This is a genomic window from Intestinimonas sp. MSJ-38 (assembly GCF_018917925.1).
Taxonomy (GTDB): Bacteria; Bacillota; Clostridia; order Oscillospirales; family Butyricicoccaceae; genus Pseudobutyricicoccus.
Window position 1 is genome coordinate 1 of record NZ_JAHLPO010000030.1, and the last position, 26,849, is coordinate 26,849.

At 57.1% G+C, this 26,849-nt stretch carries 28 protein-coding genes; 20 read left to right on the forward strand and 8 right to left on the reverse strand.

Going from position 1 to position 26,849, the window contains the following annotated elements; genetic code table 11:
- Positions 1-156 precede the first annotated feature (156 nt).
- From KQI26_RS13550 to KQI26_RS13580, 7 genes are all read right to left on the reverse strand, one after another.
- The gene (locus KQI26_RS13550; RefSeq protein WP_118426891.1) at positions 157-1,407 is read right to left on the reverse strand and encodes a methylaspartate ammonia-lyase; all 1,251 of its coding nucleotides are present in this window, start codon (positions 1,405-1,407) and stop codon (positions 157-159) included.
- 65 nt (positions 1,408-1,472) lie between these two features.
- On the reverse strand, positions 1,473-2,930 hold the full coding sequence (locus KQI26_RS13555) for a methylaspartate mutase subunit E (protein WP_216504819.1): 1,458 nt from the start codon (positions 2,928-2,930) through the stop codon (positions 1,473-1,475).
- Positions 2,931-2,945: 15 nt separating this feature from the next.
- Positions 2,946-4,331, reverse strand: coding sequence for a methylaspartate mutase accessory protein GlmL (glmL, locus tag KQI26_RS13560; RefSeq protein ID WP_216504820.1), 1,386 nt, complete (start codon positions 4,329-4,331; stop codon positions 2,946-2,948).
- A gap of 15 nt (positions 4,332-4,346) precedes the next feature.
- Positions 4,347-4,751 carry a methylaspartate mutase subunit S gene (gene glmS, locus KQI26_RS13565; RefSeq protein WP_118426885.1) on the reverse strand — a complete coding sequence of 135 codons (405 nt, stop codon included), beginning with the start codon at positions 4,749-4,751 and terminating at the stop codon, positions 4,347-4,349.
- Positions 4,752-4,768: 17 nt separating this feature from the next.
- On the reverse strand, positions 4,769-5,689 hold the full coding sequence (locus tag KQI26_RS13570) for an alanine-tRNA synthetase second additional domain-containing protein (RefSeq protein WP_371744184.1): 921 nt from the start codon (positions 5,687-5,689) through the stop codon (positions 4,769-4,771).
- A gap of 338 nt (positions 5,690-6,027) precedes the next feature.
- On the reverse strand, positions 6,028-7,017 hold the full coding sequence (locus KQI26_RS13575; protein ID WP_216504821.1) for an asparaginase: 990 nt from the start codon (positions 7,015-7,017) through the stop codon (positions 6,028-6,030).
- A gap of 67 nt (positions 7,018-7,084) precedes the next feature.
- Entirely contained in the window at positions 7,085-7,864 is a 780-nt protein-coding gene (locus tag KQI26_RS13580) for an IclR family transcriptional regulator (RefSeq protein ID WP_216504822.1), read from the reverse strand.
- A 224-nt stretch (positions 7,865-8,088) separates the two neighbouring features.
- Between KQI26_RS13580 and buk the strand changes: the two genes are divergently transcribed.
- From buk to KQI26_RS13620, 8 genes are all read left to right on the forward strand, one after another.
- On the forward strand, positions 8,089-9,144 hold the full coding sequence (gene buk, locus KQI26_RS13585) for a butyrate kinase (protein WP_118747625.1): 1,056 nt from the start codon (positions 8,089-8,091) through the stop codon (positions 9,142-9,144).
- A gap of 19 nt (positions 9,145-9,163) precedes the next feature.
- Positions 9,164-10,078, forward strand: a complete 915-nt coding sequence (locus KQI26_RS13590; protein WP_216504823.1) for a phosphate acyltransferase — start codon at positions 9,164-9,166, stop codon at positions 10,076-10,078.
- Between the two features lies 1 nt (position 10,079).
- A complete protein-coding gene (gene iorA / locus KQI26_RS13595; protein ID WP_216504824.1) occupies positions 10,080-11,828 on the forward strand; it encodes an indolepyruvate ferredoxin oxidoreductase subunit alpha in 1,749 nt (582 codons plus the stop codon).
- A gap of 2 nt (positions 11,829-11,830) precedes the next feature.
- Entirely contained in the window at positions 11,831-12,409 is a 579-nt protein-coding gene (locus KQI26_RS13600; RefSeq protein WP_118747628.1) for an indolepyruvate oxidoreductase subunit beta, read from the forward strand.
- Between the two features lie 221 nt (positions 12,410-12,630).
- Entirely contained in the window at positions 12,631-14,241 is a 1,611-nt protein-coding gene (locus tag KQI26_RS13605) for an amidohydrolase family protein (RefSeq protein ID WP_216504825.1), read from the forward strand.
- 15 nt (positions 14,242-14,256) lie between these two features.
- Complete coding sequence (locus KQI26_RS13610; RefSeq protein ID WP_216504826.1) at positions 14,257-15,030, forward strand: creatininase family protein; 774 nt, start codon at positions 14,257-14,259, stop codon at positions 15,028-15,030.
- A 70-nt stretch (positions 15,031-15,100) separates the two neighbouring features.
- The gene (locus KQI26_RS13615) at positions 15,101-16,372 is read left to right on the forward strand and encodes an MFS transporter (protein ID WP_216504827.1); all 1,272 of its coding nucleotides are present in this window, start codon (positions 15,101-15,103) and stop codon (positions 16,370-16,372) included.
- Positions 16,356-16,955, forward strand: coding sequence for a nitroreductase family protein (locus tag KQI26_RS13620; RefSeq protein WP_253292866.1), 600 nt, complete (start codon positions 16,356-16,358; stop codon positions 16,953-16,955). Before KQI26_RS13615 ends, KQI26_RS13620 begins: the two co-directional genes overlap by 17 nt.
- A 37-nt stretch (positions 16,956-16,992) precedes the next feature.
- Here the strand turns inward: KQI26_RS13620 and KQI26_RS13625 are convergent, their stop codons facing one another.
- A complete protein-coding gene (locus KQI26_RS13625; protein ID WP_216504828.1) occupies positions 16,993-17,409 on the reverse strand; it encodes a DUF3842 family protein in 417 nt (138 codons plus the stop codon).
- Positions 17,410-17,559: 150 nt separating this feature from the next.
- Between KQI26_RS13625 and vanR the strand changes: the two genes are divergently transcribed.
- From vanR to KQI26_RS13685, 12 genes are all read left to right on the forward strand, one after another.
- Positions 17,560-18,255, forward strand: a complete 696-nt coding sequence (gene vanR / locus KQI26_RS13630) for a VanR-ABDEGLN family response regulator transcription factor (protein WP_216504829.1) — start codon at positions 17,560-17,562, stop codon at positions 18,253-18,255.
- Positions 18,248-19,438 (forward strand): sensor histidine kinase KdpD, encoded by a 1,191-nt coding sequence (locus KQI26_RS13635; RefSeq protein ID WP_216504830.1) that lies wholly within the window; start codon positions 18,248-18,250, stop codon positions 19,436-19,438. The genes vanR and KQI26_RS13635 overlap by 8 nt, the downstream gene beginning before the upstream one ends.
- Positions 19,435-19,914: a hypothetical protein gene (locus KQI26_RS13640; RefSeq protein ID WP_216504831.1), complete on the forward strand. Its 480-nt coding sequence runs from the start codon at positions 19,435-19,437 to the stop codon at positions 19,912-19,914. Before KQI26_RS13635 ends, KQI26_RS13640 begins: the two co-directional genes overlap by 4 nt.
- Positions 19,911-20,192 carry a hypothetical protein gene (locus KQI26_RS13645; RefSeq protein ID WP_118747637.1) on the forward strand — a complete coding sequence of 94 codons (282 nt, stop codon included), beginning with the start codon at positions 19,911-19,913 and terminating at the stop codon, positions 20,190-20,192. The genes KQI26_RS13640 and KQI26_RS13645 overlap by 4 nt, the downstream gene beginning before the upstream one ends.
- Before the next feature lie 124 nt (positions 20,193-20,316).
- Positions 20,317-21,153, forward strand: coding sequence for a phosphate ABC transporter permease subunit PstC (gene pstC / locus KQI26_RS13650; RefSeq protein WP_253292868.1), 837 nt, complete (start codon positions 20,317-20,319; stop codon positions 21,151-21,153).
- Positions 21,150-22,001, forward strand: coding sequence for a phosphate ABC transporter permease PstA (pstA, locus tag KQI26_RS13655; RefSeq protein WP_118747638.1), 852 nt, complete (start codon positions 21,150-21,152; stop codon positions 21,999-22,001). Before pstC ends, pstA begins: the two co-directional genes overlap by 4 nt.
- A gap of 1 nt (position 22,002) precedes the next feature.
- The gene (pstB, locus tag KQI26_RS13660) at positions 22,003-22,752 is read left to right on the forward strand and encodes a phosphate ABC transporter ATP-binding protein PstB (protein WP_118426842.1); all 750 of its coding nucleotides are present in this window, start codon (positions 22,003-22,005) and stop codon (positions 22,750-22,752) included.
- 16 nt (positions 22,753-22,768) lie between these two features.
- Positions 22,769-23,425 (forward strand): phosphate signaling complex protein PhoU, encoded by a 657-nt coding sequence (gene phoU / locus KQI26_RS13665; RefSeq protein ID WP_216504832.1) that lies wholly within the window; start codon positions 22,769-22,771, stop codon positions 23,423-23,425.
- 20 nt (positions 23,426-23,445) lie between these two features.
- Positions 23,446-24,132, forward strand: coding sequence for a response regulator transcription factor (locus KQI26_RS13670; RefSeq protein WP_118747641.1), 687 nt, complete (start codon positions 23,446-23,448; stop codon positions 24,130-24,132).
- A 20-nt stretch (positions 24,133-24,152) separates the two neighbouring features.
- Positions 24,153-25,865: an ATP-binding protein gene (locus KQI26_RS13675; RefSeq protein ID WP_216504833.1), complete on the forward strand. Its 1,713-nt coding sequence runs from the start codon at positions 24,153-24,155 to the stop codon at positions 25,863-25,865.
- 134 nt (positions 25,866-25,999) lie between these two features.
- The gene (locus KQI26_RS13680) at positions 26,000-26,521 is read left to right on the forward strand and encodes a YcxB family protein (RefSeq protein WP_216504834.1); all 522 of its coding nucleotides are present in this window, start codon (positions 26,000-26,002) and stop codon (positions 26,519-26,521) included.
- Between the two features lie 80 nt (positions 26,522-26,601).
- Positions 26,602-26,849, forward strand: a 248-nt coding sequence (locus KQI26_RS13685) for a helix-turn-helix domain-containing protein (RefSeq protein ID WP_216504520.1), incomplete at its 3' end; no start/stop codon positions are given.

Below are 26,849 nucleotides of genomic sequence, written 5' to 3' on the forward strand. Positions count from 1 at the left end.
CGGCGCATCAAGGCAAAGCTAAAGGGCTTGCCGCCTGCAATTCACAGACAGCAAGCCCTTTCGGCTGCTTGAACAATTTTTACTTCAGAATATTGTCTAACTTTTTGGGGTCACTTCAATGGTTCTGCGGGGCTTTTATAAAAGGAAGGATCTTACTTATTTCTTCATAGCCTCTTCATAGGCCAGAACGCGCTGCATCTCGTTGTAAACGATCATATAGCCTTCGTCCACGCCCATGCCAGGCTTCGCCAGGATCTGGTCAGGCTGGGTAGCCATGGCCACCTGGACGCACACCTGAGCGCTCCGGTCGGTCTCGTTGCAGGTACCGCCCTGATAAGCGCCGATGCCCTTCTTCTTGCAGTAGAGCACAGCTTCGGCGATGTCGTTCATGCCGCCCAGGTCGGGGGTCTTGATCTGGATCATATGGCCGGCCTTGTTGTCGGCGAAGTAGATGATGTCCTCCAGAGTGTTGCACCACTCGTCGGCCACGATCTCCACGGGGATGTTCTTCTTGTCGCAGATAGCGGTGAGATCCCGCAGAGCTTCCATCTGCTTTGTGCGGTCGCCCACATCCACGGGGCCTTCGATGCGCAGGTGGAAGGGGGCGGCAGCGTCGCACAGGGTCTTCATGTAATCGGCGATCTTCTCCAGATCGTTGTTGAAGGCGATGCCCATGGTGCCGTACACATCGATGTGCAGCACAGGCTGATAGCTCTCGTCCTTGCGCAGGGCGATGATCCGGTCATGGAGCCACTTCACATACTCCAGCAGCTTCTCGCCGTTCTTGCCCAGCTTGGTCTCCACATGGTTGATCAGAGCGTGGGGCAGAACCTGAGCGCCCTTCAGGATCATCTTGTCGGCGTTCTCATAGCGGTTGTCGCCGGACTGGGTGAAGATGGGCAGCTCCTTGTCGGAGACCTTGCAGCCATATTCCTCAGCGATGACTTCGGCCATGATGGTGTGCTTGGACTTGGCCACAGCATCCAGGATAGCCTGGGTGACGCCATAGCGGATGGCAGTGTGGATGCGCTTGCCGGTTTTGGGATCGGTCATGCTGTTGATTTCGCCGGCCAGCTCCTTGAAGCTGGTGAGCTCACGGCCGATCAGGTGGGGAGCCACCACTTCCTGGATGTAGGGGATGAAGTCCTCAGCCAGGAACAGGGGATCGCGTCCGCCAGCACCGGAATACTGCACCGCAGCGCAATCGCCCAGGGCGATCTGGCCGTCGGAGAGAACCAGCTGCACGCTGATGGCTTCGCCAGCCATACGGATGGAGGTGAAGCCGGGGGTCATGGGCTCGCCGATATAGGCGGCGCCGTCGTTCTTTGCGCCGGCTTTGATGGCCTTCTGGTCGTCAAAATAGAAGCCGGTGCGGCCTTTGGAACAGATTACTTTTTCGATTTTCATGTGAATCCCATCCTTTCGAAACGGTTGAGTGTTATATGTTCACAAAATAGAGCGGACAAACAGAGTTATTTGTTCTTGGGACGGCCAACCAGCTTGCCTTCGGAGATGGCGTACACATCGTCGATGACCATCTGGAAGTTGGCGGGACGCTTCTCGAACTTGGCGCGCTCTTCCAGCTTGGCGATGTGGGTGCCCTTGATGTCGTCGTCGAAGGGCAGGTTGCCGAAGCTGAGGAAGCGGACGGCGCCTTCGTTGTCGCGGGCAGGCAGAGCGGCGCCGCGGTTGTATTTGCTGGGGGAGAAGGGCACATCAATGACGCCGGCGGCGAAAGCGGCCACGGTGGACTTTTCAAAGTCGTTGCCGCCCAGCTCCAGGGTCTTGTTCAGGATGGCCCGGGTCTCGTTCATGATCATGTGCTTTTCAGCCATGGCCCGAGGACCGTTCTTCATGGTCTGGCAGGAGAGCATGTTAGCCAGCTGCTTTGTGGCGCGCAGACCAGCGGCGTTGGCCTCCTTGGTGGGGATGCCGAAAGCCTCGTGAGGAGACTTGACGATCACCTTGGTAGCGCCGGCCAGAACAGCGGTGGCAGCGCCCCAGGAGATAACGGCGAAGGCCTGAGCCTCGTCCTGAGGGAAGCCGCCCATCCACTGATGGAACACAGTAGAGATGCTCACATCGGTGAAGCCGAAACGGTCCAGATATTCGCGGGTCACTTCTTCCAGAGCGTAGATAGCGCCGATATCCTGGTACAGGTTGCCGCACTGGCCATAGCCCACGGAGATGTGCTTGACGCCCTGCTCAGCAGCCAGCAGCGCTTCCAGAACGGCTACGGCATGGGAGATGCAGGGAGGCACCAGGGTGCCGGTGAGGGGGCCATAGGGCTCGCGGTCGATCTGCACACCAGCTTCTTCATACAGGCCGGTGAGACGGTCGGTGTACTTCCAGTAACGGATGGTCTCCTCCAGAGTGCGGTCCTTGGCGTAAGGCACATTGTAGGAGATGCCGCCGCCTTCGTAGGAGGTAAAGCCGCCGGCATAGGCGATTTCGGTGAGCAGACGGGCGTCAGGAGTGCCGTGGCGGATCTGCATGGGCACGCCCACAGACTCGGTGACCTTGCGGCAGTTCATCACGCCGTGGTTGACAGCCGGGAAGCCGTTGAGCATGGCCTTGCCATGGGCGATGGATTCCTCGATGCCCTTCTGGCAGTCGTTATACAGGTTGTGACGGGTGTAGCTGTCGATGGTGGTGGGCAGCAGGTCGGCATGGCCTTCCTTCTCCAAAAACTGCATCAGCTCGATGTGCTTGTCGATCAGAGGCACACCGGCACGGGGCTGGATCAGGGTTACTTTGTCCTTGCGGGCCTGCTCCAGCTTCTTGGAAAAGATTTTGGAATCGGGCAGAGACTTGTGGTAGTCCACCGCTTCCTGGAAATTGACATCCTTGCCGGTGGGCCAGGAAGCCAGAACTTCTTTCTGCTGGCGGCGGAATTCGTCCATTGACATCTTGTTCAATGTATCGCTCATCTTCTCATCCTCGCTTTATATTTCGATCAATTCGTTTTTCATGATTTTCAAAGCCACATCGGGCAGCTTCTGGGACAGAAGTCCCATGGCCGACAGGATGTATTTGGCGTCCAGCAGGCACTTAGCCCTCCGGGGCCGCAGGGACAGAGGCTCCTGTTCGCTGAAGCTGGCCTCCGACAGAATGGCAGCCGGGTCCTTGGAGGTGATCACCGGTCCACCGGTGCCGATCAGCCATTTTACATCGCTCAGGTCCTTGCCGGTCTGCATATACCGCTCGCCCAGAGGAGTGAACACCACTTCCAGATGGCCGGCATGGCGCTCACAGGCGTTCTTGGCAGCCGACTTGGCCAGGGCCACATCGATCTTTTCCATGGCTTCGTTCTGGGGCAGGATATCCGGAGTCTTATCGAACACATCCAGTGTCTGCCGCAGCTCTTCCGCCGTCACACCGGCGTCCTCAGCGAAGAGTTCTTCGCCCTGAAGGGCCACGATGGTCCGGGCGTTCCAGCGCATTCCCAGATCCCCTTCCACCGAACGCTTGGCGGCCGGATGGGGCAGACCTTTCAGCATGGCGCCGGAATAGACCGGGCAGCCGTTGGTGACGGAATACACATCGGTGGTGGCGCCGCCGATGTCAAAGGCCATCAGACTGCCGATGCCCTCTTCGTCCCGGGTTCCCCGGGAGAGAAGGGTGATGGCGTCCAGCACCGCAGCCGGAGTGGGAATGATGTCCCCGTCCATTTTTTCAGCCAGTTCCCGCAGGCCCTTGGCGTCCACGATGCGCTCCAGGAAAACCTTGCGCACCGCTTCCCGGGCGGGCTCGATGTTCAGCTTGCCGAACTCGGGCATCACATTGGGGCAGACCACCGCTTCCTTGCCCGCTTCTTCAATGAGACGGGCGGCTTCCCCGGCAGCGCTTTTGTTTCCGGCGATGATCACCGGGAAGCGGAGGGGGCAGTCGGCCAGCACCTTGGCGTTGTGCAGCATCACTTCGCTGTTGCCACCGTCGGTACCGCCGGAGAGCATGACGATATCGGGCTGCAGCTCTGTGAGCTCCTTGGCTTCGGTATCGGTCATTTTGTAAGCATAGGCCTTGAGCACCTTGGCCCCGGCGCTGAGGGAAGCCAGACGGGCGGCTTCGCTGGTCAGGTCGGGCACCAGACCGCAGGCCACCATTTTCAGGCCGCCGGCGGCAGAGGAACAGGCCAGACGGAAATCAAATTCCATGGGATGGCCCACCTGCTCTGTGAGAAGGGCCAGGGCTTTTTGGAAGCCGATGTTCACATCGTCAAAAATGGTGGTGGGGGACATGGCCCGCCCTACGATGCGGCACGCTTCCAGGTCCGCGGCAGTCACCTTGGTGAAGGTACTGCCGATGTCGGTAAACAGAGCGTAACTCAAAGGAAAGACCCCCTCTTATTCGCCCAGTTCCCGGCGCAGGTCGGCGATGGTCACATCGGGCATGGTGCCAGGGGCATAGACATAGTTGAAGCCCATGTCCTTGAAGATCTTCTCGGTCTCCTTGAAGTCCCGCTTGCCCACAACCAGGTTGCCGCCGCAGAAGAGGGGGATGTTGCCGATGCCGGCTTCCACGCACTTTTCCCGCATGCCCTGGCAGTCCAGCTCGCCCTGGCCATAGAGGGAAGAGACCATGATGGCGTCGGCGTTTGTTTCGATGGCGGCCTTGATGAATTCGTCCTGGGAAACCATCACGCCCAGGTTGACCACTTTGTAGCCGGCCTCGGTGAAGGCATGATCCAGGATCTTGTTGCCCACAGCGTGGACATCGGCGCCGATGACGCCCAGTACAAGAGTTTTCATATTGCACCTCATATTATTTAAAATTTGTTGATGTCGGAAAGATCGTCCAGCCGTTCGGGCTTGGCCACAACGCCTACCAGCATATAGCCTCGGCGCACCGGGTCATAGACAAAGTCGGGAGCCATGGCAAACAGCTGAATATCGCCGGTGTTGCGCAGGTGGATGCGGGGGCCGGTGCAGTAAATGCGGGCATCCCCGATGCGGATATGGTGCTCATCCAGATAGCACACATCCAGCTTGGCGTCGATGAATTCTTTGGCCCGCTTCTGCACTTCCTCCACAGAGAAGGAGGGCTTTTCCTCAAATTCCAGCAGGAAGCCCCGCTTCACATCCCCGTGAACCAGGGTGCTTGTGGGGATGCCGTAGTCGATGTCCAGAATGTGGCACACCAGATCTTCGGCGGTGTGAACCATCCTCCGGTAGTGGATGGAGCGCAGCACCTTCTGGGCGATGTCGGTGGGCTTGGGACCGAAAATGTTGGGCCGGGCCACGATGACCTCTTCTCCGATGCCCACCAGCAGCTCTGCATTGCGGCCCAGGGCGGGATAGAGCAGATCGAAGTGCTCGATGACCACCCGCCGTCCGGCATCGATGGCCGCCCGCACAGCCTCGGCCAGGCGGTAAGGCTGGGTGAAAGCCGATTCAAAGCGCACATCCATGTGATAGGTGTGATCCCGGAAGCGGCCGGATTCGAAGTGGTCCATCAGAGGCAGAGGACGGGTGTACACATCCTCATCGTCGTTGGTCAGCTGAAGACCGGGGAACATTCCCCGCACGATGAGGGATTTGCCGCTGCCGGCCTCTCCCAGAATGCCTACGCAGTGGTCCTCCGGGGAAAGATACTGGCTGGTGATGGTGTTACCCAACTCCATCAGGCGCCTGCGCCCCCGGGGGGCATAATATTCGGTATACATAAAGGGATCGCTGGCAAATTTCAATGGCGTCATCTCCTTTCGGGTTCCGCCATAGGCCCACACCTAACATTGTATGCGAAAGGCCCAGGCGTTGCAATGTGAAAAGTTGCGGAAAACCATGCAAAGTTGATAAAAATAGCGGTTTTTGCCCCTTAAAATACCAGGATACCTGTATACAAGTATCCTGGAGCACTGATATTCCAACCGGAAAAAACAAGGCAAAAACAGCCTGAAACGAAAAAATGCTTGAAAAAATCAAGAAACTTCGAAAAAACAGCGGCGAAATACACAAAAACAGAGAAAAATTATTGACAGAAAAATAACAAATTCTGCAGCAAGATTGTGCACCCCACCGGGGAAGATCAGAGGGCGATTTCCCCGGCCAGATTGGTGTGGAACATGGCCCGGATCTCTCCCAGATCCCGGGTATGGCCCAGGGCCCACATCAGCTTGGTGACGGCGGCTTCCCGCGTCATGTCAAAGCCCTGGATGGCTCCCTTGGCCAGGGCCTTCTGACCCACCTGGTACACCGAAAAGTCCGAGCGCTCATAGAGACACTGGCTGCACACTACCACCGGAATACCGGCGTCGATGGCCTTTTCGATCTTGGAGACAAAGTCCCGGCGGACAAACTGCAATCCACCGATGCCGAAGGCTTCGATGACGATGCCATGGCAGCCGGCTTCAATCATCAGATCCACCAGCTTGGGATTGGTGCCCGGGGTGAGCTTCAGCAGGTACACATCGGAATCCACAGTGTCCTCCAGCACGCACTCTCCCCGCTGGGGCGGAATCACCGACCGGTCCAGATTCAGGCCGGAGGAATCCACCACTCCGGCATAGGGATAATTGACGCTTTCAAAGGCGTCAAAGGCGGTGGTGCGCACCTTCACCGACCGGCAGCCCAGCATGATTTTCCGGTCAAAGGCCACAAAGATGCCGGGAGTGGCGCTGGCCGCCATGGCAAAGGCACAGGTCAGGTTCAGAGGAGCGTCGCTGAGAGGGCTGGCGATGGGCACCTGGGAGCCGGTGAACACCACCGGGATGGGAACATTCCGCAGCATGAAGCTCATCATGGAAGCGGTGTAGGCCATGGTATCGGTGCCGTGGGTGACCACAATGCCGTCATAGAGGCGGATGTTTTGATGGATGGCTCCGGCGATGATCTTCCATTCCTCGGGCTGAATGTTGGTGCTGTCCAGGGTGAGGATCTCCTGGGTGGTGATGTCGTAGTTGGCCGCAGAAGGGCCCATATGGGACAAAATGGTGTCGGCGCCGGTGGGGGCCAGGCCCTCTTCCGAAGGAAGGGAGGCGATGGTGCCGCCGGTGGTGAGCATCAGGATCTTCTTCATGGGACTTTCTCCGCAAAAAGCGGAGCCTCCTTTCATAATATATAAAGTAAGGATCAAGCAGAAAAACTCAGGCCAAAAGGGCTTCGATCCGGTCTTTGGCCTGCCGCAGGCTGGAAAGCAGCTGCCCTTTGTCCAGGGCCCGCAGACGGCTGGTGGGGCCGGAAATACTCAGCACCATGATGAGCTTGTCCCCGGAAAAAACAGGGACCGCCGTGCAGGAAAGGCCCTCTTCGGTCTCCCCGTCCTCTTCGGCATAGCCCTCCTTGCGGATGGCGGCCAGCTGCCTTTCCAGTTGATCCCAGCTGGTGATGGTGCTTTCGGTCTGCCGGGGCAAGGGGAGATGACGGCGGGATTCCAGCACCGATGGAGGGGAAAAGGCCAGCATACATTTGCCGCTGGCGCTGCAATGGCACAGGGTCACCGCTCCCACCGGAGGGGCTACAGTGAGAACATTGTGGGGGTTCATGATCTTGCCGATGAGCAGCTGCCGGGGCAGGGAATCTTCACTGCCCAAGGGGTAGGGCGCGGTGATATGGATGCATTCGTTGTATTGTTCCACCAGTTCCTGGGCGATGGGCTTGACCAGCTCCACCATGGCGGTGTTCTGGCTGACCCGGCTGCCCAAAAGAAACAGCCGCAGCCCCAGGCCGTAGTGGCTGGTGGAGGGGTTCTGATACACATAACCCAGGCCCTTCAGGGTGGTCAGCAACCGGTGGACGGTGCTTTTATAAAGGCCCAATCCCTGGGCGATGGCCGAAAGGGAACATTCGGCATTTTGTTCATAGAGATAATCCAGGATCTGTGAAGCCCGTTCCACGGCCCCCACAGTGGTTTCGCGTTTTGCCATGATGGATGGTTTCCTTTGCGTCTGTGGCTTTTGCCAGGGTCTTTTTTCTATTTTATCACGGCGAAGGCCGTTTGCAAAGGAGAAAAGGGGCAGAAAGGAGGATGGGTCATCCACTTTTTTCCGAAGGAAACCGCCCCAGCCCTTGACAGAAGGGGCGGGAAGGAATATCCTAAAAATATAAAAATCAGAACAATGTTCCGTAGAACAGAACACGAGGTGAACATATGCACATTCTGGTCATCAATCCCGGGGCCACCTCCACCAAGCTGGCCGTATTCCAGGAAAAGCAGGAGGAATGGAGAAGCACGCTGCTGCACAGCCAGGAGGATCTGGCTCCGTTCCATCATGTGAATGAGCAGACCGGCTACCGTCTGGAGCTGATCTTGCAGGAAGTGGAGAAGGCCGGCTACCATATGGCGGATTTTGCCGCTGTGGTGGGAAGAGGAGGCCTTTTGCGCCACATCCCTTCGGGCACCTATAAGGTCAATCAGCGGGCGGTGGACGATATGAACGATCCTCCCATGGGAGAGCACGCCGCCAATCTGGGGGTGCTCATCTGTGATGAGCTCACCCGGCGCTATGGGATGCCGTCTTATTTTGTCGACCCGGTGTCGGTGGACGAGCTGGAGCCGGTGGCCCGCATTTCCGGCCATGCCGCCTTTGAACGCCAGAGCTTTTTCCATGCCCTCAACCAAAAGAGCGTGGCCCGGCGGGCGGCGGAAAAGCTGAGGAAACCCTATGAGGACTGCAATTTTATCGTGGTGCACATGGGTGGCGGTGTGTCGGTGGCGGCTCACCGAAAAGGCAAAGTGGTGGATGTATACAATGTGAAAGACGAAGGGGCTTTTTCCATGGACCGGGGCGGATCGCTGCCGGTGACAAGGGTGATCGATTATTGCTTCTCCGGAAAGAGCTATCAGGAGGTCAAGCGGGAACTGGGTACTCAGGCGGGAATGGTCTCTTATCTGGGTACCAAGGATCTGCGGGAAGTGGAAGCCCGCATGGACGCAGGGGATGAGAAAGCGGCCCTGCTCTTTGACGCCTTGAGCTATCAGCTGTGCAAGGACATCGGCGCCATGGCGGCGGTGCTCTGTGGACAGATCGACGCCATTGCCTTTACCGGCGGCATGGCTCATTCCCAGCGGCTCTGCCGTTCCATGGAGGAGCGGGTGGGCTTTCTGGCTCCGGTGATGCTCTTCCCTGGAGAAGAGGAGATGGCCGCTTTGGCCATGGGGGCCTGGCGGGTGCTTACTGGTGAGCAGCAGGCTCTGGATTATTGAGAAAGGGGAGAAACAGGCTATGATCGGAACATTTGATGCCCTTTTGCAGGCGGCACGGGGCGGTACGCCCGGCCGTCTGGCCGTGGCAGCGGCTCACGATGAGGATGTGCTGCGGGCGGTTTGCCAGGGGGCAAAGGACGGATTGTGCCAGCCCATTCTGGTGGGCGACGGGGAAAAGATCCGGGCGATTTTGAACAAGCTGGGAGAGACGGCAGAGTTTCCTCTGGTGGAGGAAAAAGACCCGGTGCTTTGTGCCCGGAAAGCCGTGGAACTGGTGCGCCAGGGGAAAGCCGACTTTTTGATGAAGGGCATTCTGGGTACCGCCGATCTGATGCGTGCGGTGGTGGACAAGGAGCAGGGCCTGCGGAAGGGAAGCCATCTCAGCCATGTGATGATCTATGAAGTGCCCGGATTTTCCCGCCTGCTGTATCTGACCGACGGCGGAATGAACACCTATCCCGATCTGGAGCAAAAGGCCCAGATCCTGGAGAATGCCGCTCAGGTCTGCCATGCCATGGGCATGGAGAAGATCAATGCCGCCTGCGTCTGTGGGGCTGAGGTGGTCAATCCCAAGATCCAGGCCACGGTGGACGCCGATGCCCTGGCTCAGGACACCGGCCGGTTTGCTCCCCTGGGACTTCATGTGGAAGGGCCGGTGGGGCTGGATCTGGCCATCAGTGAGGAAGCCTGCCGCCACAAGGGCTACAAAGGGCAGGCAGGAGGCCAGGCCGATATTCTGCTGGTGCCCACCTATGAAGTGGGAAATGGCATCGGCAAGACGCTGACTTATTTTGCAAAAGCCCGCTCGGCGGGGATCGTGGTGGGGGCCACCGTGCCCATCGTCCTGGTCTCCCGGGCGGATACCGCAGAGAGCAAGCTCTATTCCATCGCCCTGGGATGCATCATCGCCCGGGCAAACGAAGGAGGAAACTGAGATGAAAAAGCTGATGACGGGCAACGAAGCGGTGGCCCGGGGCGCCTATGAAGGAGGAGCCACCTTTGGCTCGGCCTATCCCGGCACACCCAGCACCGAGATCTTCGAAAATCTGCCCCAGTACAAAGAGGACATTTACAGCGAATGGGCGCCCAATGAAAAGGTGGCTCTGGAAGCGGCCTATGGTGCGGCCATCGCCGGAGAGCGGAGCCTGTGTGCCATGAAGCATGTGGGGCTGAATGTGGCCGCCGATCCCATGTTTACCGCTGCCTATCTGGGGGTCAACGGCGGATTTGTCATCATCACTGCCGACGACCCAGATCTGCACTCCTCTCAGAACGAGCAGGACAACCGGTATTATGCCAAATTTGCCAAGCTGGCCATGGTGGAGCCTTCCGACAGCCAGGACTGCATCGACTTTATGAAGGAAGCCTATGAGATCAGCGAGAAATTTGATATTCCGGTGCTTTTCCGTATGACCACCCGGGTCTGCCATTCCAAGAGTGTGGTGGAGACCGGAGAACGGGTGCAGGTTGCTCACAAGGAATATGTGAAAAACCCGGATAAATTCGCCGCCACTCCCGCCCGGGCCAAGGCCCATCACAAGCGCCTGGAAAACCGGCTGAAGCAGATGGAGGCCTACGCCTGTGCATCGCCCCTGAACAAAGTGGAGATGGGAGACGGCAAAGTGGGCGTCATTTCCGCCGGTGTGGCCTATCAGTATGCCCGGGAGGTCTTTGGGGACAATGCTTCCTATCTGAAACTGGGTATCACCAATCCTCTGCCCATGGAGCTGATCGCCTCCTTTGCCTCCCAGGTGGAAAAACTCTATGTGGTGGAAGAGCTGGAGCCCTTCATGGAAGAGCAGATCAAGGCGGCTGGCATTGCCTGTGAAGGTAAATCCATCATTCCCCGGATGTATGAGCTGAACCCGGGCATCGTGCGGGAAGGGCTCACCGGCCAGAAGGCCGAGACCAAGAAAGTAGATTGCACTCCGGTGCCCCGTCCGCCAGTGCTTTGCCCCGGCTGTCCTCACCGCGGCTTTTTCTACGAAGTTTCCCGCCTGAAGGATGTGGTGGTCACCGGCGACATCGGCTGCTACACTCTGGGCAGTGCCGAGCCGCTGTGTGCTCTGGATACCACCATCTGCATGGGCGCCGGTTTCAGCGCCGGTGTGGGCATGGCCAAGGCCTTTGCCCGCCGGGGCGAAAACAAGAAGGTCATCGGCGTTCTGGGCGACAGTACATTCTTCCACAGCGGCATCACCGGTGCCCTGGAGATCATGTATAACAATGGCAACATGATCCCCTGTGTGCTGGACAACAGCATCACCGCCATGACCGGCCATCAGGACAACCCGGGCACCGGACATACCCTGATGGGTGAAAAAGCCAAATACATCAGCATCGAAAAGATTCTGGAGGCCGTGGGCTTTGAAAAGATCCTCATTGTGGACCCCAACGATCTGGAGAAGATGAAGGGGGCCTTGAAAGAGGCCATGGAAAGCCCGGTGCCTGCTGCCATCATCACCCGCCGGCCCTGCCTGCTCATCAAGGGCATCCCTCACGAAAAGGGGCTGTGCCAGGTGAACAATGAGAAGTGCGTGGGCTGTAAAGCTTGTATCGGCGTGGGCTGCCCTGCTGTGATGATCAAGGAGGGCAAGGCCCATATCGATCCCACTCTCTGCGTGGGCTGCACCGTCTGTCAGCAGGTGTGTAAATTCGGCGCTATCGAAAAGGTGGGTGAATAACTATGGCACAGGTAAAAAGCATCCTTCTGGTGGGCGTAGGAGGCCAGGGCACCATCCTGGTGAGCAAGATCCTCACCGCCGGTCTGCTCAAAGCCGGTTATGATGTAAAGATGAGCGAGATCCACGGCATGGCCCAGCGGGGCGGCAGCGTCTCCACCACCATTCGCTATGGGGAAAAGGTCTATTCCCCGGTGATCGGGCTGGGAGAGGCCGATGTGCTCATTTCTTTTGAAAAAATGGAGGCCGTCCGCTGGTCCCCCTATCTCAAGCCGGAAGGCATTGCCGTTATCAACGACTATGAGATTGCACCTTTGCCGGTGGCCATCGGCAAGGCGGAATATCCTCAGAATACCATTGAGAGCATGAAGGCCTGTTTCGATACCCGGGTGCTGCCCGGTGCGGAGCTGGCCGAAAAGGCCGGCAATCCCCGCACCATGAATGTGGTGCTGCTGGGGGCGCTGATCCGGGCCTTTGGCCTCACCGAGGTGGATTGGGATCAGGTGCTGCGGGAGAACATCCCGGAGAAAATGCTGGAAGTCAACCTGAAAGCTTTGCACCTGGGCATGGAGACCGCGCTTTAATAAAGTGCTCCAAAGGGAGCAGATGCTTTCTCTCTTTTTTTGCAGGGCCGGGAACAATCGTTCCCGGCCCTGCCTTTTTCTTTGGGGATATGTGCTGAAATTCAGGGCAAAAAATAGGGCAATCTGCCATGCTGCCTTTGATTGCGCCCCACTTTCCCCGGCGGTATAATAAAGATGCGGCGCGAGCCGGAAATGAAAAGGCAAGGAGGATATTTTTCATCATGTATGATCTGATTATAAGAGGGGGCACGGTGGTAGACGGCACCGGAGCACCTCGCTATCAGGCTGATGTGGCCATAAAGGGGGACAAGATCACCTGCATCGCTCCCCATATCGAAGAAAAGGGCGCCAGAGAGATCGACGCCAAAGGCCAGGTGGTCTCTCCCGGCTTTATTGATTATCACAGTCATTCGGACAACAGCATCCTTTTGGGACCGGACGGTTACAACTACCTGGAGCAGGGTGTCACCACTGAGATCACCGGCCAGTGCGGAACGGCTCCCGCTCCCAGCTATACCGGTTCTTTGCAGGAGGAAAAGGAGATCCTGACGCCGGAAAAATTTGCCGAAGTGGAAAAGGCCTGTGATTCCTATACCTCCTTTATTGACTATGTTTCCCACATGGAACTGGGCAACAACATGGCCTTTTACATCGGCCAGGGTAATGTGCGGGGCCGGGTGATGGGCTTTGACGATTCTCTCCCTACCAAAGAACAGCTGGAAGAGATGAAGGCCTGGGTGCGTCAGGCCATGGAGTGCGGCTATCTGGGTATGACCACCGGCCTGGTGTATGCCCCCTCGGTGTACGCCGGGGAAGAGGAACTGGTGGAGCTGGCCAAGGTAGTGAGCGAGTATGGCGGCAGCTATGCTTCCCATATCCGGGGCGAAGCGGACAATGTGGTGGAATCGGTGGAAGAAGCCATCCGGGTGGGTGAAAAGGCCGGCATCCCGGTGGTCATCTCCCATCTGAAGGTCATCGGCAAGCAGAATGAGGGCCTTTCCGAAAAGGTGCTCCAGGTGATCGAGGATGCCAACGCCCGTGGCGTCAAAGTGCGGGCCGATCAGTATCCCTATCTGGCGGGCAGTGCTCCCTTCATCAGCTGCATCCCGCCCAAATTCCATGTGGGCGGCGTGGAAAAGCTGGTGGAAAACCTGAAAGACCCGGAATTCCGGAAGAAGGTCACCTATTCCATTGAAAACGAATACCAGGAGTTTGCCAGCAATCTGGTGGACGCCGGTTTTGAGGGAACACTCATGGCAGGCTGCGCCAAAACACCTCAGTATGTGGGCAAAACCATCGCCCAGATTGCAGAGAAAGAGGGCAAAGATCCCTGGGATGTGTGCTATGACCTGCTGATCGCCAACGACGGTATGGCCCAGGGCATCTATTTCAACCAAAACGAAAGCGACATGATGCGCATCATCGCCCACCCCTATGTGATGGGCGGCAGCGACTGGTCCAATTACCAGACTCATCTGGATCGGGACAAGGTGGGCGGCGGTCATCCCCGGGGCACTTCCACCTTTATCACTCGTCTGGCCCTGCTGCGGGATCACGGTCTCCAGACCCTGGAGCAGGCGGTGCACAGCGTCACCGGCCTGCCCGCTGAGATGAGCGGTATTGATGGTATCGGCTGCCTGAAAGAAGGGGCCCATGCAGATATCTGCGTCTTTGACTATGCCGCTTTGGGAGCCGATAGCGATTATCTCCATCCCTTCCGGAAAAACCGGGGCCTTTCCTATGTGGTGGTCAATGGCAAGGTGGCCGTGGAGAACGGAGAATACAACGGCGTGAAAAACGGCCGGGTGCTGAAAAAAGCCCCGAAAGCATAAAAAAGGAGAGGGAAGATGAAAAATCCGTATCGCTGGGACAATCTCACAAGTCCTCAGATCAAAAAACTGTCGGAAGAAGGGGCGATCGTGCTGGTGCCGGTGGGCTCCACCGAGCAGCATGGCCCTCATCTGCCGGTGGGCACCGATGCACTGATGGCCACTTCTATGAGTGAAAAACTGGCCGCCGCTTTGGGCGAAAAAGGGGTGCCTTGTGTGGTGGCTCCCACCATTGCCGTGGCCAATTCCACCCATCACATGAGCTTTGCCGGCTCCCTTACCTTGCGGCCCGAAACCTACCTGGCCCTTTTGCGGGATTACTGCCACAGCATCGCCTCCCATGGCTTCCGCAAGATCCTGCTGGTCAACGGCCACGGGGGGAACATCGCTCCCACCAACACGGCCTTGATCTCCATCAATGAAGAGCTGGGCTTCCCGGTGTATTTCACCGGTTACTGGCAGGCCAGCGCCCAGGCGGAGCAGGAGATTCTGGAGACCCAGAAGGGCATGATCCATGCCTGTGAGGAAGAAACCTCCCTGGTGCTGGCGCTGGATGACAGCCTGGTGGACCCCATCTACAAAGAGACCAAGGGCAACCCGGGTCACGGCTCCCCCATGCTGGATGCAGGAGTGTGGGAGACCTTCCACCGGATGGAGGCCCACACGGAAAATGGCGTCATGGGCAACTCCTATGCCGCCACAAAGGAAAAAGGGGAAGCTCTTACAAAAAGAATGGTGGAGGATCTGGCGGAAAAATTGGCCGACCCCTCCATTTGGGAACAGAAGGTCTGATAGGCCATCACAGCCTCGCTCAGGGGAAGGCCGATGGCCGGACGGGGGGAGCTCGGGGAGTGAAAAGGGAATGAAAGAGAAAAAGTGCCCGTTGTTTTATGGCTGGCTGGTGGTCATCGCTTGTTTTCTGGTGATGGGTGTGTCGGTGGGCGTAGTCAACAACAGCAACGGGGTCTATGTCAAGCCGGTGTGCGCCGATATGGGCTTTTCCCGAGGGGCCATGGCCATGAATAACACCATCATCGCTGCGTGTCAGATGGCGGTGGCCTTTCTGGCCGGGCGGATCTATGCCCGCTTTGAGCTGAAAGCCGTCATGCGCGTCAGCGGCCTTGTGATGGGGCTGGGGTATATGGCCTATTCCCAGGCCCGGAATCTGTGGATGTTTTATGGCATCTCGTTGGTGGTGGGGCTGGCCCAAGGGCTTTTGGTAGCCGTTTCGGTGTCCATGCTCATCACCAACTGGTTTCATGCCCGCCGGGGCACAGCCATGGGCATTGCCTCCATGGGAAGCGGTGTGGGCGGCATGATCTGCAATCCCTTGGCCGCACAGCTCATCGGCACGGTGGGCTGGCGTCAGACCTATCTGATTTTAGGGGCGGGGATGCTGCTTTTTGTAGTGCCCGCCTGCTTTTTCATCATCCGCACCCGTCCCGCGGATGTGGGGCTCAGCCCTTATGGAGAGAGCCCGGAGGAAAACCATCCCGTAGAGGAAGAGGGGCTGACGGCCCGCAGCGCCCGGAAGACGGCCCAGTATTGGGCCTTGAGCATTTTCGGCCTGATCAACGGCATGAGCGCGGTGGCGCTGGTGCACAATGTGACCCCTCATCTCAGCGATGTGGGCTTTTCGCCCATCACCGCTTCGGCGGTGGCCTCGGTGAGCATGGGCTTTCTGGCCTTCGGCAAGGCGTTGGTGGGATATCTCTATGACAAACTAGGGCCCCGGCGGGCTTCCTTCCTCTCCAATGGCTCCATGGTGTTGGGATTTGTGGGAATGCTTCTGGTGCCCTTCCGTCCGGCCATCGGCCTGATCGTGCTGGGATGCGGCGTGGGAGGAGCCTTCGGCGCCGTGGCCACCCCCATCCTCACCGAGATCATGTTCGGCCGGAAGGAATTCGGCGCTATTGTGGGGGGCATCACCGCCTTCGGCAACATTGGCGCCATGGTGGGGCCGGTGGCTGTGAGCAGTGTATATGATATGACGGGCAGCTATAAGCCCGCTTTGTTCGGGGTGATGGTGCTGATGATGGGGGCACTGGTGGGATATCAGTGGATTCTCCGCCGGCCGGCGCCCCGGGAGAAACTCCCTGCTTTGGCAGGGGAGAAAAATGAAGAAGGAATGTAATATGATCCGGGATCTGGCGAGAAAAAGCCGCAGCTGGCGGGGCTATGATGAAAGCCGCAAAGTCAGCCGGGAAGAACTGGTGGAAATGGTGGAATGTGCCCGGCTGTGTCCTTCCAGCGTGAATATGCAGCCGCTGAAATACTACCTGGCCTGGGAAGAGGAGCAGGTGAAGAAGATCCAGCCTTTGACCAAGTGGGCCAGGGCTTTGCAGCCCATGGAGCTGCCCCACAAAGGCCACTGTCCCACCGCCTTTATCGTGATTTGCCAGGATACCGCCTTGCAGCCTTCCATTCCTCGCTTCCAGAAGGACATCGGCATCGTGGCCCAGACCATGCTGCTGGCCGCCACCGAAATGGGCCTGGGTGGCTGCATGATCGGCAATTATGACGCAGGCCAGGTGCGGGAGGCGCTGGAGCTGCCGGAACACCTGATGCCGGTACTGATTGTGGCTATTGGCAAGCCCGATGAGACCATCGTCCTTACCGATGTGAAGGAGGACGGGGACATCAACTACTATCGGGACGAAAACGATGTGCACTATGTGCCCAAGCGCTCTCTGGAAGATCTGATCATCAATAAATAAGCAAAAGGCCGCCGGGAATCGCTCGGCGGCCTTTTGTTTACTCTTCTTCGATCAGTTTTTTGATATAAAGGGCGGCTTCGTCGATGTACTGGCTCAAAGGGGCTTCACCCACACCGCACACATGGATGCCCGATTTGTGGTTGGGAATGAGCACCCGCTGGCCGGGGCTTTGTCCCACAGCGGCAGCCATAGGAGCGGAGACCTCCCCCAGCATGGCTCCCGCCATGAGAATGCCGATGGGGCCTGCCACCACATGGGCGCGGCCGCAGCACTGGACGATGGCATTTTCACCGGTGGCCCCGTCGTCGGCTCCAGCCCGGAGCATGGCCGATGTGGCCAGGGCATTGGTACCCAGGGCCAGCACATGGGCCTGGGGCACTTCTTTTTTCAGTCGACCGATGAGGGCGCTGCCCACGCCGCCCCCTTTGCCGTCGATCACAGCGATGGTCTTCATATGGTTTCTCCTTTGGCGTTTTATTTCAGTATACCCCAAAGGGAGAAAAATGGCAAAGGGGGACATCATAAGAAAAGTTTAAGCAAATCCCCCCTCCCCAAAAAAGACGGGAGGGAGTATCATAGAACAGAGAGAAAAGGAGGGGTTTTTGTGCAGGCCAATATCTTGGTGGTGGACGATGAAAAGGAAATCGCCGATCTGGTACAGGTCTATCTGGAAAACGAGGGCTTTACTGTGTATAAATGCTATACCGGCAAAGAGGCGCTCAAGGTTATCGAAGAAAAGGACCTGGATCTGGCGCTTTTGGATGTGATGCTGCCGGAGATGGATGGCTTTTCCCTTTGCCGCATCATCCGCCAGAAGCACACTTGGCCGGTGATCATGCTCACCGCCCGGGGGGAGGAGATGGACAAGATCAACGGCCTGAGCCTGGGGGCTGATGATTATATCACAAAGCCCTTCAGTCCTTTGGAGATGGTGGCCCGGGTGAAAGCCCAGCTGCGCCGGGCCAGACTGTATAGCGAAGGGGAGAAAAAGGAAGCGGATGTGCTGGATTTTGCCGGCATTCTCATCGACCGGAGCACCCACACCTGCCAGCTCAATGAGCGGACGCTGAACCTGACTCCCACGGAGTTCAAGATTCTGTGGCTTTTGTGCGAAAACCGGGGCAAGGTGCTCAGCTGTGAAGAGCTGTTCCGGAAGGTCTGGGGAGAAAAGTATTTCACCAACAGCAGCAACACCGTGATGGTACACATCCGGCATCTGCGGGAAAAGATGGGAGATGCCACCGACAAGCCCAAATACATCAAAACAGTGTGGGGCGTGGGGTATAAGATTGATGGCTGAGCAAAGCAGAAGACATCGGGATAAGCAGCGCTATGACCTGCGCCGCCTGCGGCGGAAGATGCTTTTTCAACTGATAGGGATTTTGATACTGACTTTTGTCATTGGCGCTGTGATCTGCACGGTGCTGGTGGACGACCTGCTTCAATATCCTTTTTCAGAGTTTGTCGTGTCGGCGGTCCAGGGATTTTCGGGGATGAGCCGGGACGAAGCCATTGAGGTTTATGCGATCATTTTCCGGCAGAACAAAACCGAATGGCTTTTGCTTATGGGCGGGATCATTTTTCTCCTTTTGTTTTGGCAGTTCACCCGCTGGTTCAGCCGGTATTTTCAGATGGTGGACAGCAAGCTGGACGAGCTTTTGCAGGAAGAAGGCCGGACGGGGCCCGATCTGCCCCGGGAGCTGGATTTCATCCAGGAAAAGCTGGAGCAGATCAAAGGGACTCTGGAGCGCCGCCGCTGGCAGGCCCAGGAGAGCGAACAGCGGAAAAATGACCTGGTGGTCTATCTGTCCCACGACATCAAGACCCCGCTCACATCGGTGATCGGCTATCTGGGCCTGCTGGAAGAGGCTCCCGATATGCCTGCCGCCCAACGGGCCAAATACACCCATATCACTTTGGACAAGGCCTTTCGGTTGGAAGAGCTCATCAATCAATTCTTTGAGATCACCCGGTTCAGTCTCCAACAGATCCCAGTGGAAAAAGAGCCGGTGCGGCTGGATGTGATGCTGGCCCAGCTGGCCGATGAGTTTTATCCCATTCTGGAGCCGGAGGGAAAAGAAGTGCAGCTCCAGGTGGAAGAGGGACTGATCCTGATGGCAGACCCGGACAAGCTGGCCCGGGTTTTCAACAATGTGCTGAAAAATGCCGCCGCCTACAGCTTCCCCCACACGCCCATAGAAATTTTGGGAGAGCGGGAAGAGGGACAGGTGTACATCACCATCCGCAATCAGGGACATCCCATTCCGTCTCACCAGCTGGAGACGATTTTTGAGAAGTTCTACCGCCTGGATGGAGCCCGATCCACAAACCGGGGCGGAGCCGGATTGGGCCTGGCCATTGCAAAAGAGATCGTCACCGCTCATGGCGGTACCATTTCTGCCCAAAGTGACAGCCGGTACACGGACTTTACCATTACTTTGCCGGTGGAAGATCTTTATGACGACCAGGAGGAGCAGGAATGAAAAGATGTGGGTCGTCGGCGGTGGCCCAGGGGATCGGGCTTTTCTTGATGGGAGCCATCACCCTTCCCGCCGGGGGATTCAGTCTGTGGCTGGTCTTTGTTCAGCCGGAAAACCGGACGGAAACCATCTGGGGTATCATAGGAGCCATTTTGTTTTTTGCGGCCTTTGCCTATTGTGCCCATCGGGCGCTGATACGGGGAGTGCCCTATGTTCAGTACGATGAAGAAAAACTGGTGTTTCACCCATCCAAAAGGGAGGAGAGGGCCATTCGGTGGGATGAGCTGCGGGAATATGCTCTGCGTATCCGTATTGTGCCCTGGCTTGGGCTGGTGTTTTCCTTTTCCCGGGGAAAGGGGAAGCGGCCCTATGAATTCCCCATTTATTGGTCCCATCAGGGGTTCGGGGAATTTTGCCGCCAGCTGAAAAAGCGAAACCTTTGGCGGGAAATAGAGTATTTTGGGAAAATCTGGGAATGAAAAGAGAGCTGACCGTGGGGTCGGCTCTCTTTTTGCTTTGTCAAGAGAAAGAGGGAGTATCCGCTGAATCTTTTGGGAATTGTAAAAGAGAAACCACATGGATTTTACAAAAAAGCCTGCTGCACCAGGGCTTTTGGCGAAAAGAAAAAGAGAAAACCCCTATTTTACGGCCTTTTTACAAGGGAGGATTTGGGATTTTACAAAGGGCTTTTAAGATAGAGCCGGTAAAAAGGAAAAAAGGGCGCCCGGCGCCCATCCACGGAAAGTGGGAGGAATGACATGAACAAAGTGATGAGCAAAAGCAAAGGAGGAAAAGAGATGGAAAAGATGAAACGGGGCATAAAAGATCTGCCCACTCTTTTCCGTTCATCGGCCTTCCGGAAAAACTTCAAGGAAAAGCTGATGGAAGTGGTGTTTTTCATCGCGGCCTGCGCCAGCATCCTGGCGGTAACCCTGATCTGCGTCTTTATTTTCCAGGGCGGCTGGGCTGCTGTCCGGGAAATCGGCCTTGCGGAATTCTTGGGAGGAACCAAGTGGAAACCCACCGCAGACAATCCCTCCTTCGGCATTTTCCCCATGATTATGGGCAGTATTTATGTGACCGGCGGCGCCTTGATCATCGGTGTGCCCATCGGCATCCTCACTGCCGTGTTTATGGCCCGGTTTTGTCCCAAATGGCTTCACCGCTGGCTGAAACCGGCCTTTGAACTGCTGGCCGGTATTCCTTCCATCGTCTATGGCTTCTTTGGCCTGATGGTGCTGGTGCCTCTGGTGCGTCAGTTTTTCCCCGGCGACGGCAACAGCATGTTCACAGCCTTCTTCCTGTTGGGCATCATGGTGCTGCCCACCATCATCAGCATCAGTGAAGCAGCCCTGCGGGCGGTGCCTGAAAGCTATTATGAAGGCGCTCTGGCCTTGGGGGCCAGCCACGAACGGGCGGTGTTCAAAACCATCGTCCCTGCGGCCCGATCCGGGATTCTGGCCGGCGTGGTGCTGGGCATCGGCCGTGTCATCGGCGAGACCATGGCGCTGATCTGGGTTTGCGGCAACCAGCCCCGTCTGCCCGACAGCATCTTTGACGGCGTGCGTACCATGACCACCAACATCGTTCTGGAAATGGGCTATGCTACCGGCCTGCACCGCCAGACACTCATCGCCACCGGTGCCGTGCTCTTCGCCTTTATTCTGCTGATCAATGCACTCTTCACAGTGCTCAAGCGCAAGGAGCTGAAACAATGAACGGAAATACACAGAAAAAATCCCTGCGGGCTGATCCCTTTTCCCTGGTGATGCGGGTTCTGGTATGGGGAGCGGCCCTGCTCACAGCCGGGGTTCTGCTGGCCCTGATCGCTTATATTCTCATCCGGGGCGTGCCCAATCTGAAGCTCTCCCTGTTTGAGCTGGAATACAACAGCGAAAATGTATCCATGTTCCCCTCCATCGTCATGACCATCTATATGACGGTGCTCACTTTGATCATCACCACCCCTCTGGGCATCGGCTGCGCCATTTACCTCACCGAGTACGCCAAGCGGGGCAATAAAGTGGTGGAGGTCATCCGACTGGCGGCCGAGACTCTGTCGGGCATTCCTTCCATCGTCTATGGCCTGTTCGGTATGCTCTTTTTCGTCACCGCCCTTCAGTGGAAAAACTCCATTCTGGCCGGTTCCTGCACATTGGCTATCATGGTGCTGCCTCTGATCATCCGCTCCACCGAGGAGGCCCTCAAGTCGGTGCCCGATTCCTACCGGGAAGCCAGCTTCGGTCTGGGAGCCGGCAAACTGCGTACCGTGGTGCGGGTGGTGCTGCCTCCTGCTATGCCGGGTATCGTGGCCGGCGTCATACTGGCCGTGGGCCGTATCGTGGGCGAGACGGCGGCGCTGATCTACACCGCGGGCACGGTGGCCAAGATCACCATCAATCCCATGGAGTCGGCCCGGACGCTGGCGGTGCATATGTACGCTCTGTCCAGCGAAGGACTGCACACCAATGAAGCCTTCGCCACCGGTGTGGTGCTGCTTTTGGTGGTGCTCATGCTCAACGCCACATCCAATGCCATTGCCAAACGGATCACAAAGGGGAAATAACATGAAAAAGTTTGAGATTTCTGGTCTTGACCTGTATTATGGCGATTTTCACGCCTTGAAAAATATCAACCTGGATCTGGAGGAAAAACAGATCACCGCATTCATCGGCCCTTCGGGCTGCGGCAAATCCACCCTGCTCAAAAGTCTGAACCGGATGAACGACCTGGTGGAAGGCTGCAAAATCACCGGAAAGGTCTTGTTGGATGGGCAGGATATCTATTATAATTATGATACCAACCTGCTGCGGAAGAATGTGGGCATGGTGTTCCAAAAGCCCAATCCCTTCCCCATGAGCGTCTATGACAACATCGCCTTTGGCCCGCGCACCCACGGTATCAAGAAAAAGTCCCAGCTGGATGAAATCGTGGAAAAGAGCCTGCGCAACGCCGCCATCTGGGACGAACTGAAAGACCGGCTGAAAAAAAGCGCGCTGGGCCTTTCCGGCGGTCAGCAGCAGCGGCTGTGCATCGCCCGTGCTCTGGCGGTGGAGCCGGAAGTGCTGCTGATGGACGAACCCACTTCGGCCCTGGACCCCATCTCCACCATGAAGATCGAGGACCTGGCGCTGGAGCTGAAAAAGGATTATACCATCGTCATGGTCACCCATAATATGCAGCAGGCGGCCCGTATCTCTGACCAGACGGCCTTCTTCCTGTTGGGCGAAGTGGTGGAATGCAGCCCCACCCAGGAGCTGTTCTCCATGCCCAAAGACAAGCGCACCGAAGATTACATCACCGGCCGTTTCGGCTAAGAGAGGAAAGGGAAACATGAGAAATCGATTTGACAAAGAACTGGCGTCTCTCCATGACCTGCTCATCGAAATGGGTACTCTGTCCCAGCAGGCCATTGAAAGCGCCAAGGACGCACTGCTGGAGCAGGATGTGGAAAAAGCCGCCCGCACCCATGAATTTGAGCGGGAAGTGGATGAGCGGGAAAAAGAGGTGGAGCGCCGGTGCCTCAAGCTGCTTTTGCAGCAGCAGCCGGTGGCCAGCGACCTGCGGATCATCTCCACCGCTTTGAAGATCATCACCGATCTGGAGCGCATTGCCGATCAGGCCTGTGACATTGCCGAACTGGCCACCTACATGGCCGGGCAGAAATACATCAAAAAGCTGGTGGATATTCCCCCCATGGCCGATGCCGCCACCAAAATGGTGAAGGAGAGCATCGATGCCTTTGTGGCCCGGGATATCGATCTGGCCCAGCGGGTCATCGCCTGCGACGACACCGTGGACGCCCTGTTCGATCAGGTGAAAAACGATCTGATCGCCCTGATCCGGGAGGACTCGGCCAATGGGGAACAGGCCATGGATCTGCTGATGGTGGGCAAATATCTGGAGCGCATCGGCGACCATGCCACCAATGTGGCGGAATGGGTGGTTTTCTCCATCACCGGCCAGCATAAGAATGAGAGGGTTTTGTAAGCCCCTGGGAGGAAAGAAAGATGAGTGGATCTCCGTTGATCTATTGCGTGGAAGATGACGACAGCATTCGGGAGCTGATTTGCTACGCCCTGAAAAGCGGCGGCTATCAAGCGGAAGGCTTTGCCGAAAGCGGTGATTTTTGGCGTCGGATGGAGGAAAATACCCCCCGGCTGGTGCTGCTGGATATCATGCTGCCCGGGGAGGATGGAATGCAGCTGCTCCACAAGATGAAAAACGACGCCGCCCAGCGCAATGTGCCGGTGATCATGCTGACGGCCAAGACCACCGAGCTGGACAAAGTGGCCGGTCTGGACGCCGGGGCGGACGATTACATCACAAAGCCCTTCAGCGTACTGGAGCTTTTGTCCCGGGTGCGGGCCGTGCTGCGCCGCAGCCAGCCCACCGGCGCCGAGACACTGTCCTGCGGCGAAGTGACCATGGACCCCCTGCGGCGGACGGTCACTTCCTGCGGTCATCCGGTGGAGCTGACATACAAAGAATTTGAATTGCTTTGCTATATGATGCGCAACTGTGATATTGTGCTGTCCCGCACCCGGCTGATGGAAAATGTGTGGGGTTTCGATTTTGAAGGGGAGAGCCGCACAGTGGATATGCACATCAAGACCCTGCGGCAGAAACTAGGAGCCGGCGGCTCCATCATCAAAACGGTACGGGGCGTGGGATACAAAGTGTCCCAACGGGAATGACCGGCCCTGGGAGGGGTAATATGAAAAAGAATATCGTCCAATGTCTCATCCTGATCAGCGCTGTGGCGGTGCTTCTGACGGCCGTGCTGTCGGCGGTGGGCTTTTACAATGTCTACGAAGAGCAGGTGCAGAAGCAGCTGCGCACCCAGGCCCAGGTGGTGCGGGACAGTCTGGAATTTACCGACGATCCTCTGGGATATCTGGAAGCTACCAAAAAAGCGGCAGGGGATACCCGATTTACCTTGATCGATCAAAACGGCAAGGTGCTCTTTGACTCCAGTGCCGATGCAGCCGGCATGGAAAACCATGAGGGCCGCGCTGAGGTGATAAAAGCCCGGGAGAGCGGCTTTGGGGAAGCCACCCGCCAGTCTGAGACCCTGGGACAAAAGACCTACTATGCCGCTGTGCGGTGCGAGGACGGCAGCGTTCTCCGGGCTGCGGTGGCGCTGCAAAGCGTCTCGGCGGTGTTTGTCAACAATCTGCCCATGACCCTGGGCATCGTGCTGTTGATGGTGCTGGTGTCCATCCCTCTGTCCCGGCTGATCACCCGGCGGCTGCTGGCCCCCATCATGGACGCGGCCCAGCAGATCTCCCTGGAAGGGGAAGAAAATATCCCCACCCGGCCCATTTATGAAGAGATGGAGCCTTTCCTCAACAAGATCCGGGCCCAAAAAGCCCAGATTGCCGCCGATTTCCATCGGATTCAGCAGGAGCAGGGCACGGTGGCCATGATCATCTCCGGTATGCGGGAAGGTTTGATCCTTATCGATGGAGACAAGAATATCCTTTCCTGCAACGAAGGGGCCATCCATTTGCTCCAGGCCCATATCACCACCAACTATATCGGCCACAGCGTCATGGGCCTGTGCCGGGATCCGGAATTCATGGGAGCGGTCAACCAGGCTGTCCATGACCAGAAGGCCAGCGAGACTGTGCTGGAAGTGGGCGGGCTTTATCTGCGGGTCTATGTGAGCCCGGCGGAAGGCGTGCCGGGGGCCATGATCCTCATTGTGGACGCCAGCGCCCATATCCGGGCCGAACAGCAGCGGAAGGACTTTTCCGCCAATGTGTCCCACGAGCTGAAAACCCCCCTGACCTCCATCAGCGGCTTTGCCGAGATGATCGAAAGCGGCATGGCCCAGCAGCAGGATGTGGCCGGTTTTGCCGGAAGAATCCGTCTGGAAGCCAGCCGCCTCCAGTATCTCATCGACGACATCATGCGCCTATCGGAGATCGAGGACGGTTCCAATCCGGGAGAATGGGAAAATGTTCCCTTGATGGATGTGGCCAAGGAGACGGTGGAGACCTTGTCCATCGAGGCCCAGGAAAATGGCGTTGCCATCAGCTGCGGCGGAGAACCGCTGACGGTGGATGCCAACCGGCACATGATGGAAGAACTGATGACAAACCTGCTGTCCAATGCGGTAAAATACAACCGTCCAGGTGGTACAGCTCACATCAATGTGGAAAAGCGGGGAGAAATGGCGGCCATCATGGTCAGCGATACCGGTATCGGCATCCCGCCGGAGCATCAGAGCCGGGTTTTTGAGCGGTTCTATCGGGTGGATAAGAGCCGTTCCAAGCAGACCGGCGGCACCGGCCTGGGGCTGTCCATTGTGCGCCATATCGCCGAGTATCACAAAGGTTCTGTCAGCTTGCAGAGCCAGGAGGATGTGGGCACCGAGATCACCGTGCTTCTGCCCATCCACCAGAAGACCGTTCAGGATCAATAAAATAAGACAAAAAGGCCCTGGAATTTTCCAGGGCCTTTTTGATTGGGGCGCTGCGGAAAAAATTTCTTTTTTCGTCAACCAACTGGGGCGGAATACCGTCTAAACAGTACATCCACTGTTTAGGAGGAAAGAAGATGGAATTTACCATGGAGAGCCGATATGGTAAAAAGACTCTCGCGGATATGTCCCGGGCGCTGCGGAAAACCACCCGAAAGAAAAGCAACCGCCGCAGCATGATCTGGGCCTGGGTGGTGCTGGTGCTCAATCTGCTGTTTTTCCTGACGCCCGGAGAAGAGGGATTTGTGTGGAACTGGAACCGTATTCTCAACGGTGCCGCGGCGCTGCTGATGATTTTTGTCATTCTCCGCCAGGATGCCATCAACGGCTTTTTTGCCCGGAAGCGTATGCTCAAGGGAAATGGCTATAGCCGGGTGACATTTGGGGAAGAGGGATATACCAGTACCACTGAAAATGCCATGACCCAGTGGAGTTATCAGGCGCTGGCCGCCATTGGCGAGTCAGAGGAAAACCTGATTTTTATTCTGGACAAACGCTATGCCCAGGCCTGGGAGAAAGATTCCCTGGAAGGGGGAACGATGGAGCAGCTGCGGCAATTTCTCACGGAAAAAACCGGCTTGCCCATCACACGGGTATAAAAAAGGACGGCCCTGCCGTTGAACTGCACCCCACTTGTTAGACAGTATGATATACTATCTAACAAGTGGGGTGTTTTGCTATGCCAAAAGGAGTACCAAACAAACGATATACACCAGAATTCAAAAAACTGGTGATTGAAACCATGCAGGAAGAGAAATTGAGTTACAGCGAAACCTGTCGTAGATTTGAGGTAAACAGCAGAGATCGGATCAAATCATGGGAGCGAATCTACCTGGAAGAAGGGCCGGAAGGGTTAGCCATCGAACGGCGTGGCCGCAGCAGTAAGGGTCGTCCGCCAAAGCAGTTGCCGAAGCAGGTAGAAGAAGA

Coding starts and splice junctions, on each gene's coding strand:
- KQI26_RS13550 (WP_118426891.1), bottom strand. CDS start 1,407: ATGAAAATCGAAAAAGTAATCTGTTCCAAAGGCCGCACCGGCTTCTAT.
- KQI26_RS13555 (WP_216504819.1), bottom strand. CDS start 2,930: ATGAGCGATACATTGAACAAGATGTCAATGGACGAATTCCGCCGCCAG.
- glmS (WP_118426885.1), bottom strand. CDS start 4,751: ATGAAAACTCTTGTACTGGGCGTCATCGGCGCCGATGTCCACGCTGTG.
- KQI26_RS13575 (WP_216504821.1), bottom strand. CDS start 7,017: ATGAAGAAGATCCTGATGCTCACCACCGGCGGCACCATCGCCTCCCTT.
- KQI26_RS13580 (WP_216504822.1), bottom strand. CDS start 7,864: ATGGCAAAACGCGAAACCACTGTGGGGGCCGTGGAACGGGCTTCACAG.
- buk (WP_118747625.1), top strand. CDS start 8,089: ATGCACATTCTGGTCATCAATCCCGGGGCCACCTCCACCAAGCTGGCC.
- KQI26_RS13590 (WP_216504823.1), top strand. CDS start 9,164: ATGATCGGAACATTTGATGCCCTTTTGCAGGCGGCACGGGGCGGTACG.
- iorA (WP_216504824.1), top strand. CDS start 10,080: ATGAAAAAGCTGATGACGGGCAACGAAGCGGTGGCCCGGGGCGCCTAT.
- KQI26_RS13600 (WP_118747628.1), top strand. CDS start 11,831: ATGGCACAGGTAAAAAGCATCCTTCTGGTGGGCGTAGGAGGCCAGGGC.
- KQI26_RS13605 (WP_216504825.1), top strand. CDS start 12,631: ATGTATGATCTGATTATAAGAGGGGGCACGGTGGTAGACGGCACCGGA.
- KQI26_RS13610 (WP_216504826.1), top strand. CDS start 14,257: ATGAAAAATCCGTATCGCTGGGACAATCTCACAAGTCCTCAGATCAAA.
- KQI26_RS13615 (WP_216504827.1), top strand. CDS start 15,101: ATGAAAGAGAAAAAGTGCCCGTTGTTTTATGGCTGGCTGGTGGTCATC.
- KQI26_RS13620 (WP_253292866.1), top strand. CDS start 16,356: ATGAAGAAGGAATGTAATATGATCCGGGATCTGGCGAGAAAAAGCCGC.
- KQI26_RS13625 (WP_216504828.1), bottom strand. CDS start 17,409: ATGAAGACCATCGCTGTGATCGACGGCAAAGGGGGCGGCGTGGGCAGC.
- KQI26_RS13635 (WP_216504830.1), top strand. CDS start 18,248: ATGGCTGAGCAAAGCAGAAGACATCGGGATAAGCAGCGCTATGACCTG.
- KQI26_RS13640 (WP_216504831.1), top strand. CDS start 19,435: ATGAAAAGATGTGGGTCGTCGGCGGTGGCCCAGGGGATCGGGCTTTTC.
- KQI26_RS13645 (WP_118747637.1), top strand. CDS start 19,911: ATGAAAAGAGAGCTGACCGTGGGGTCGGCTCTCTTTTTGCTTTGTCAA.
- pstC (WP_253292868.1), top strand. CDS start 20,317: ATGGAAGTGGTGTTTTTCATCGCGGCCTGCGCCAGCATCCTGGCGGTA.
- pstA (WP_118747638.1), top strand. CDS start 21,150: ATGAACGGAAATACACAGAAAAAATCCCTGCGGGCTGATCCCTTTTCC.
- pstB (WP_118426842.1), top strand. CDS start 22,003: ATGAAAAAGTTTGAGATTTCTGGTCTTGACCTGTATTATGGCGATTTT.
- phoU (WP_216504832.1), top strand. CDS start 22,769: ATGAGAAATCGATTTGACAAAGAACTGGCGTCTCTCCATGACCTGCTC.
- KQI26_RS13670 (WP_118747641.1), top strand. CDS start 23,446: ATGAGTGGATCTCCGTTGATCTATTGCGTGGAAGATGACGACAGCATT.
- KQI26_RS13675 (WP_216504833.1), top strand. CDS start 24,153: ATGAAAAAGAATATCGTCCAATGTCTCATCCTGATCAGCGCTGTGGCG.
- KQI26_RS13680 (WP_216504834.1), top strand. CDS start 26,000: ATGGAATTTACCATGGAGAGCCGATATGGTAAAAAGACTCTCGCGGAT.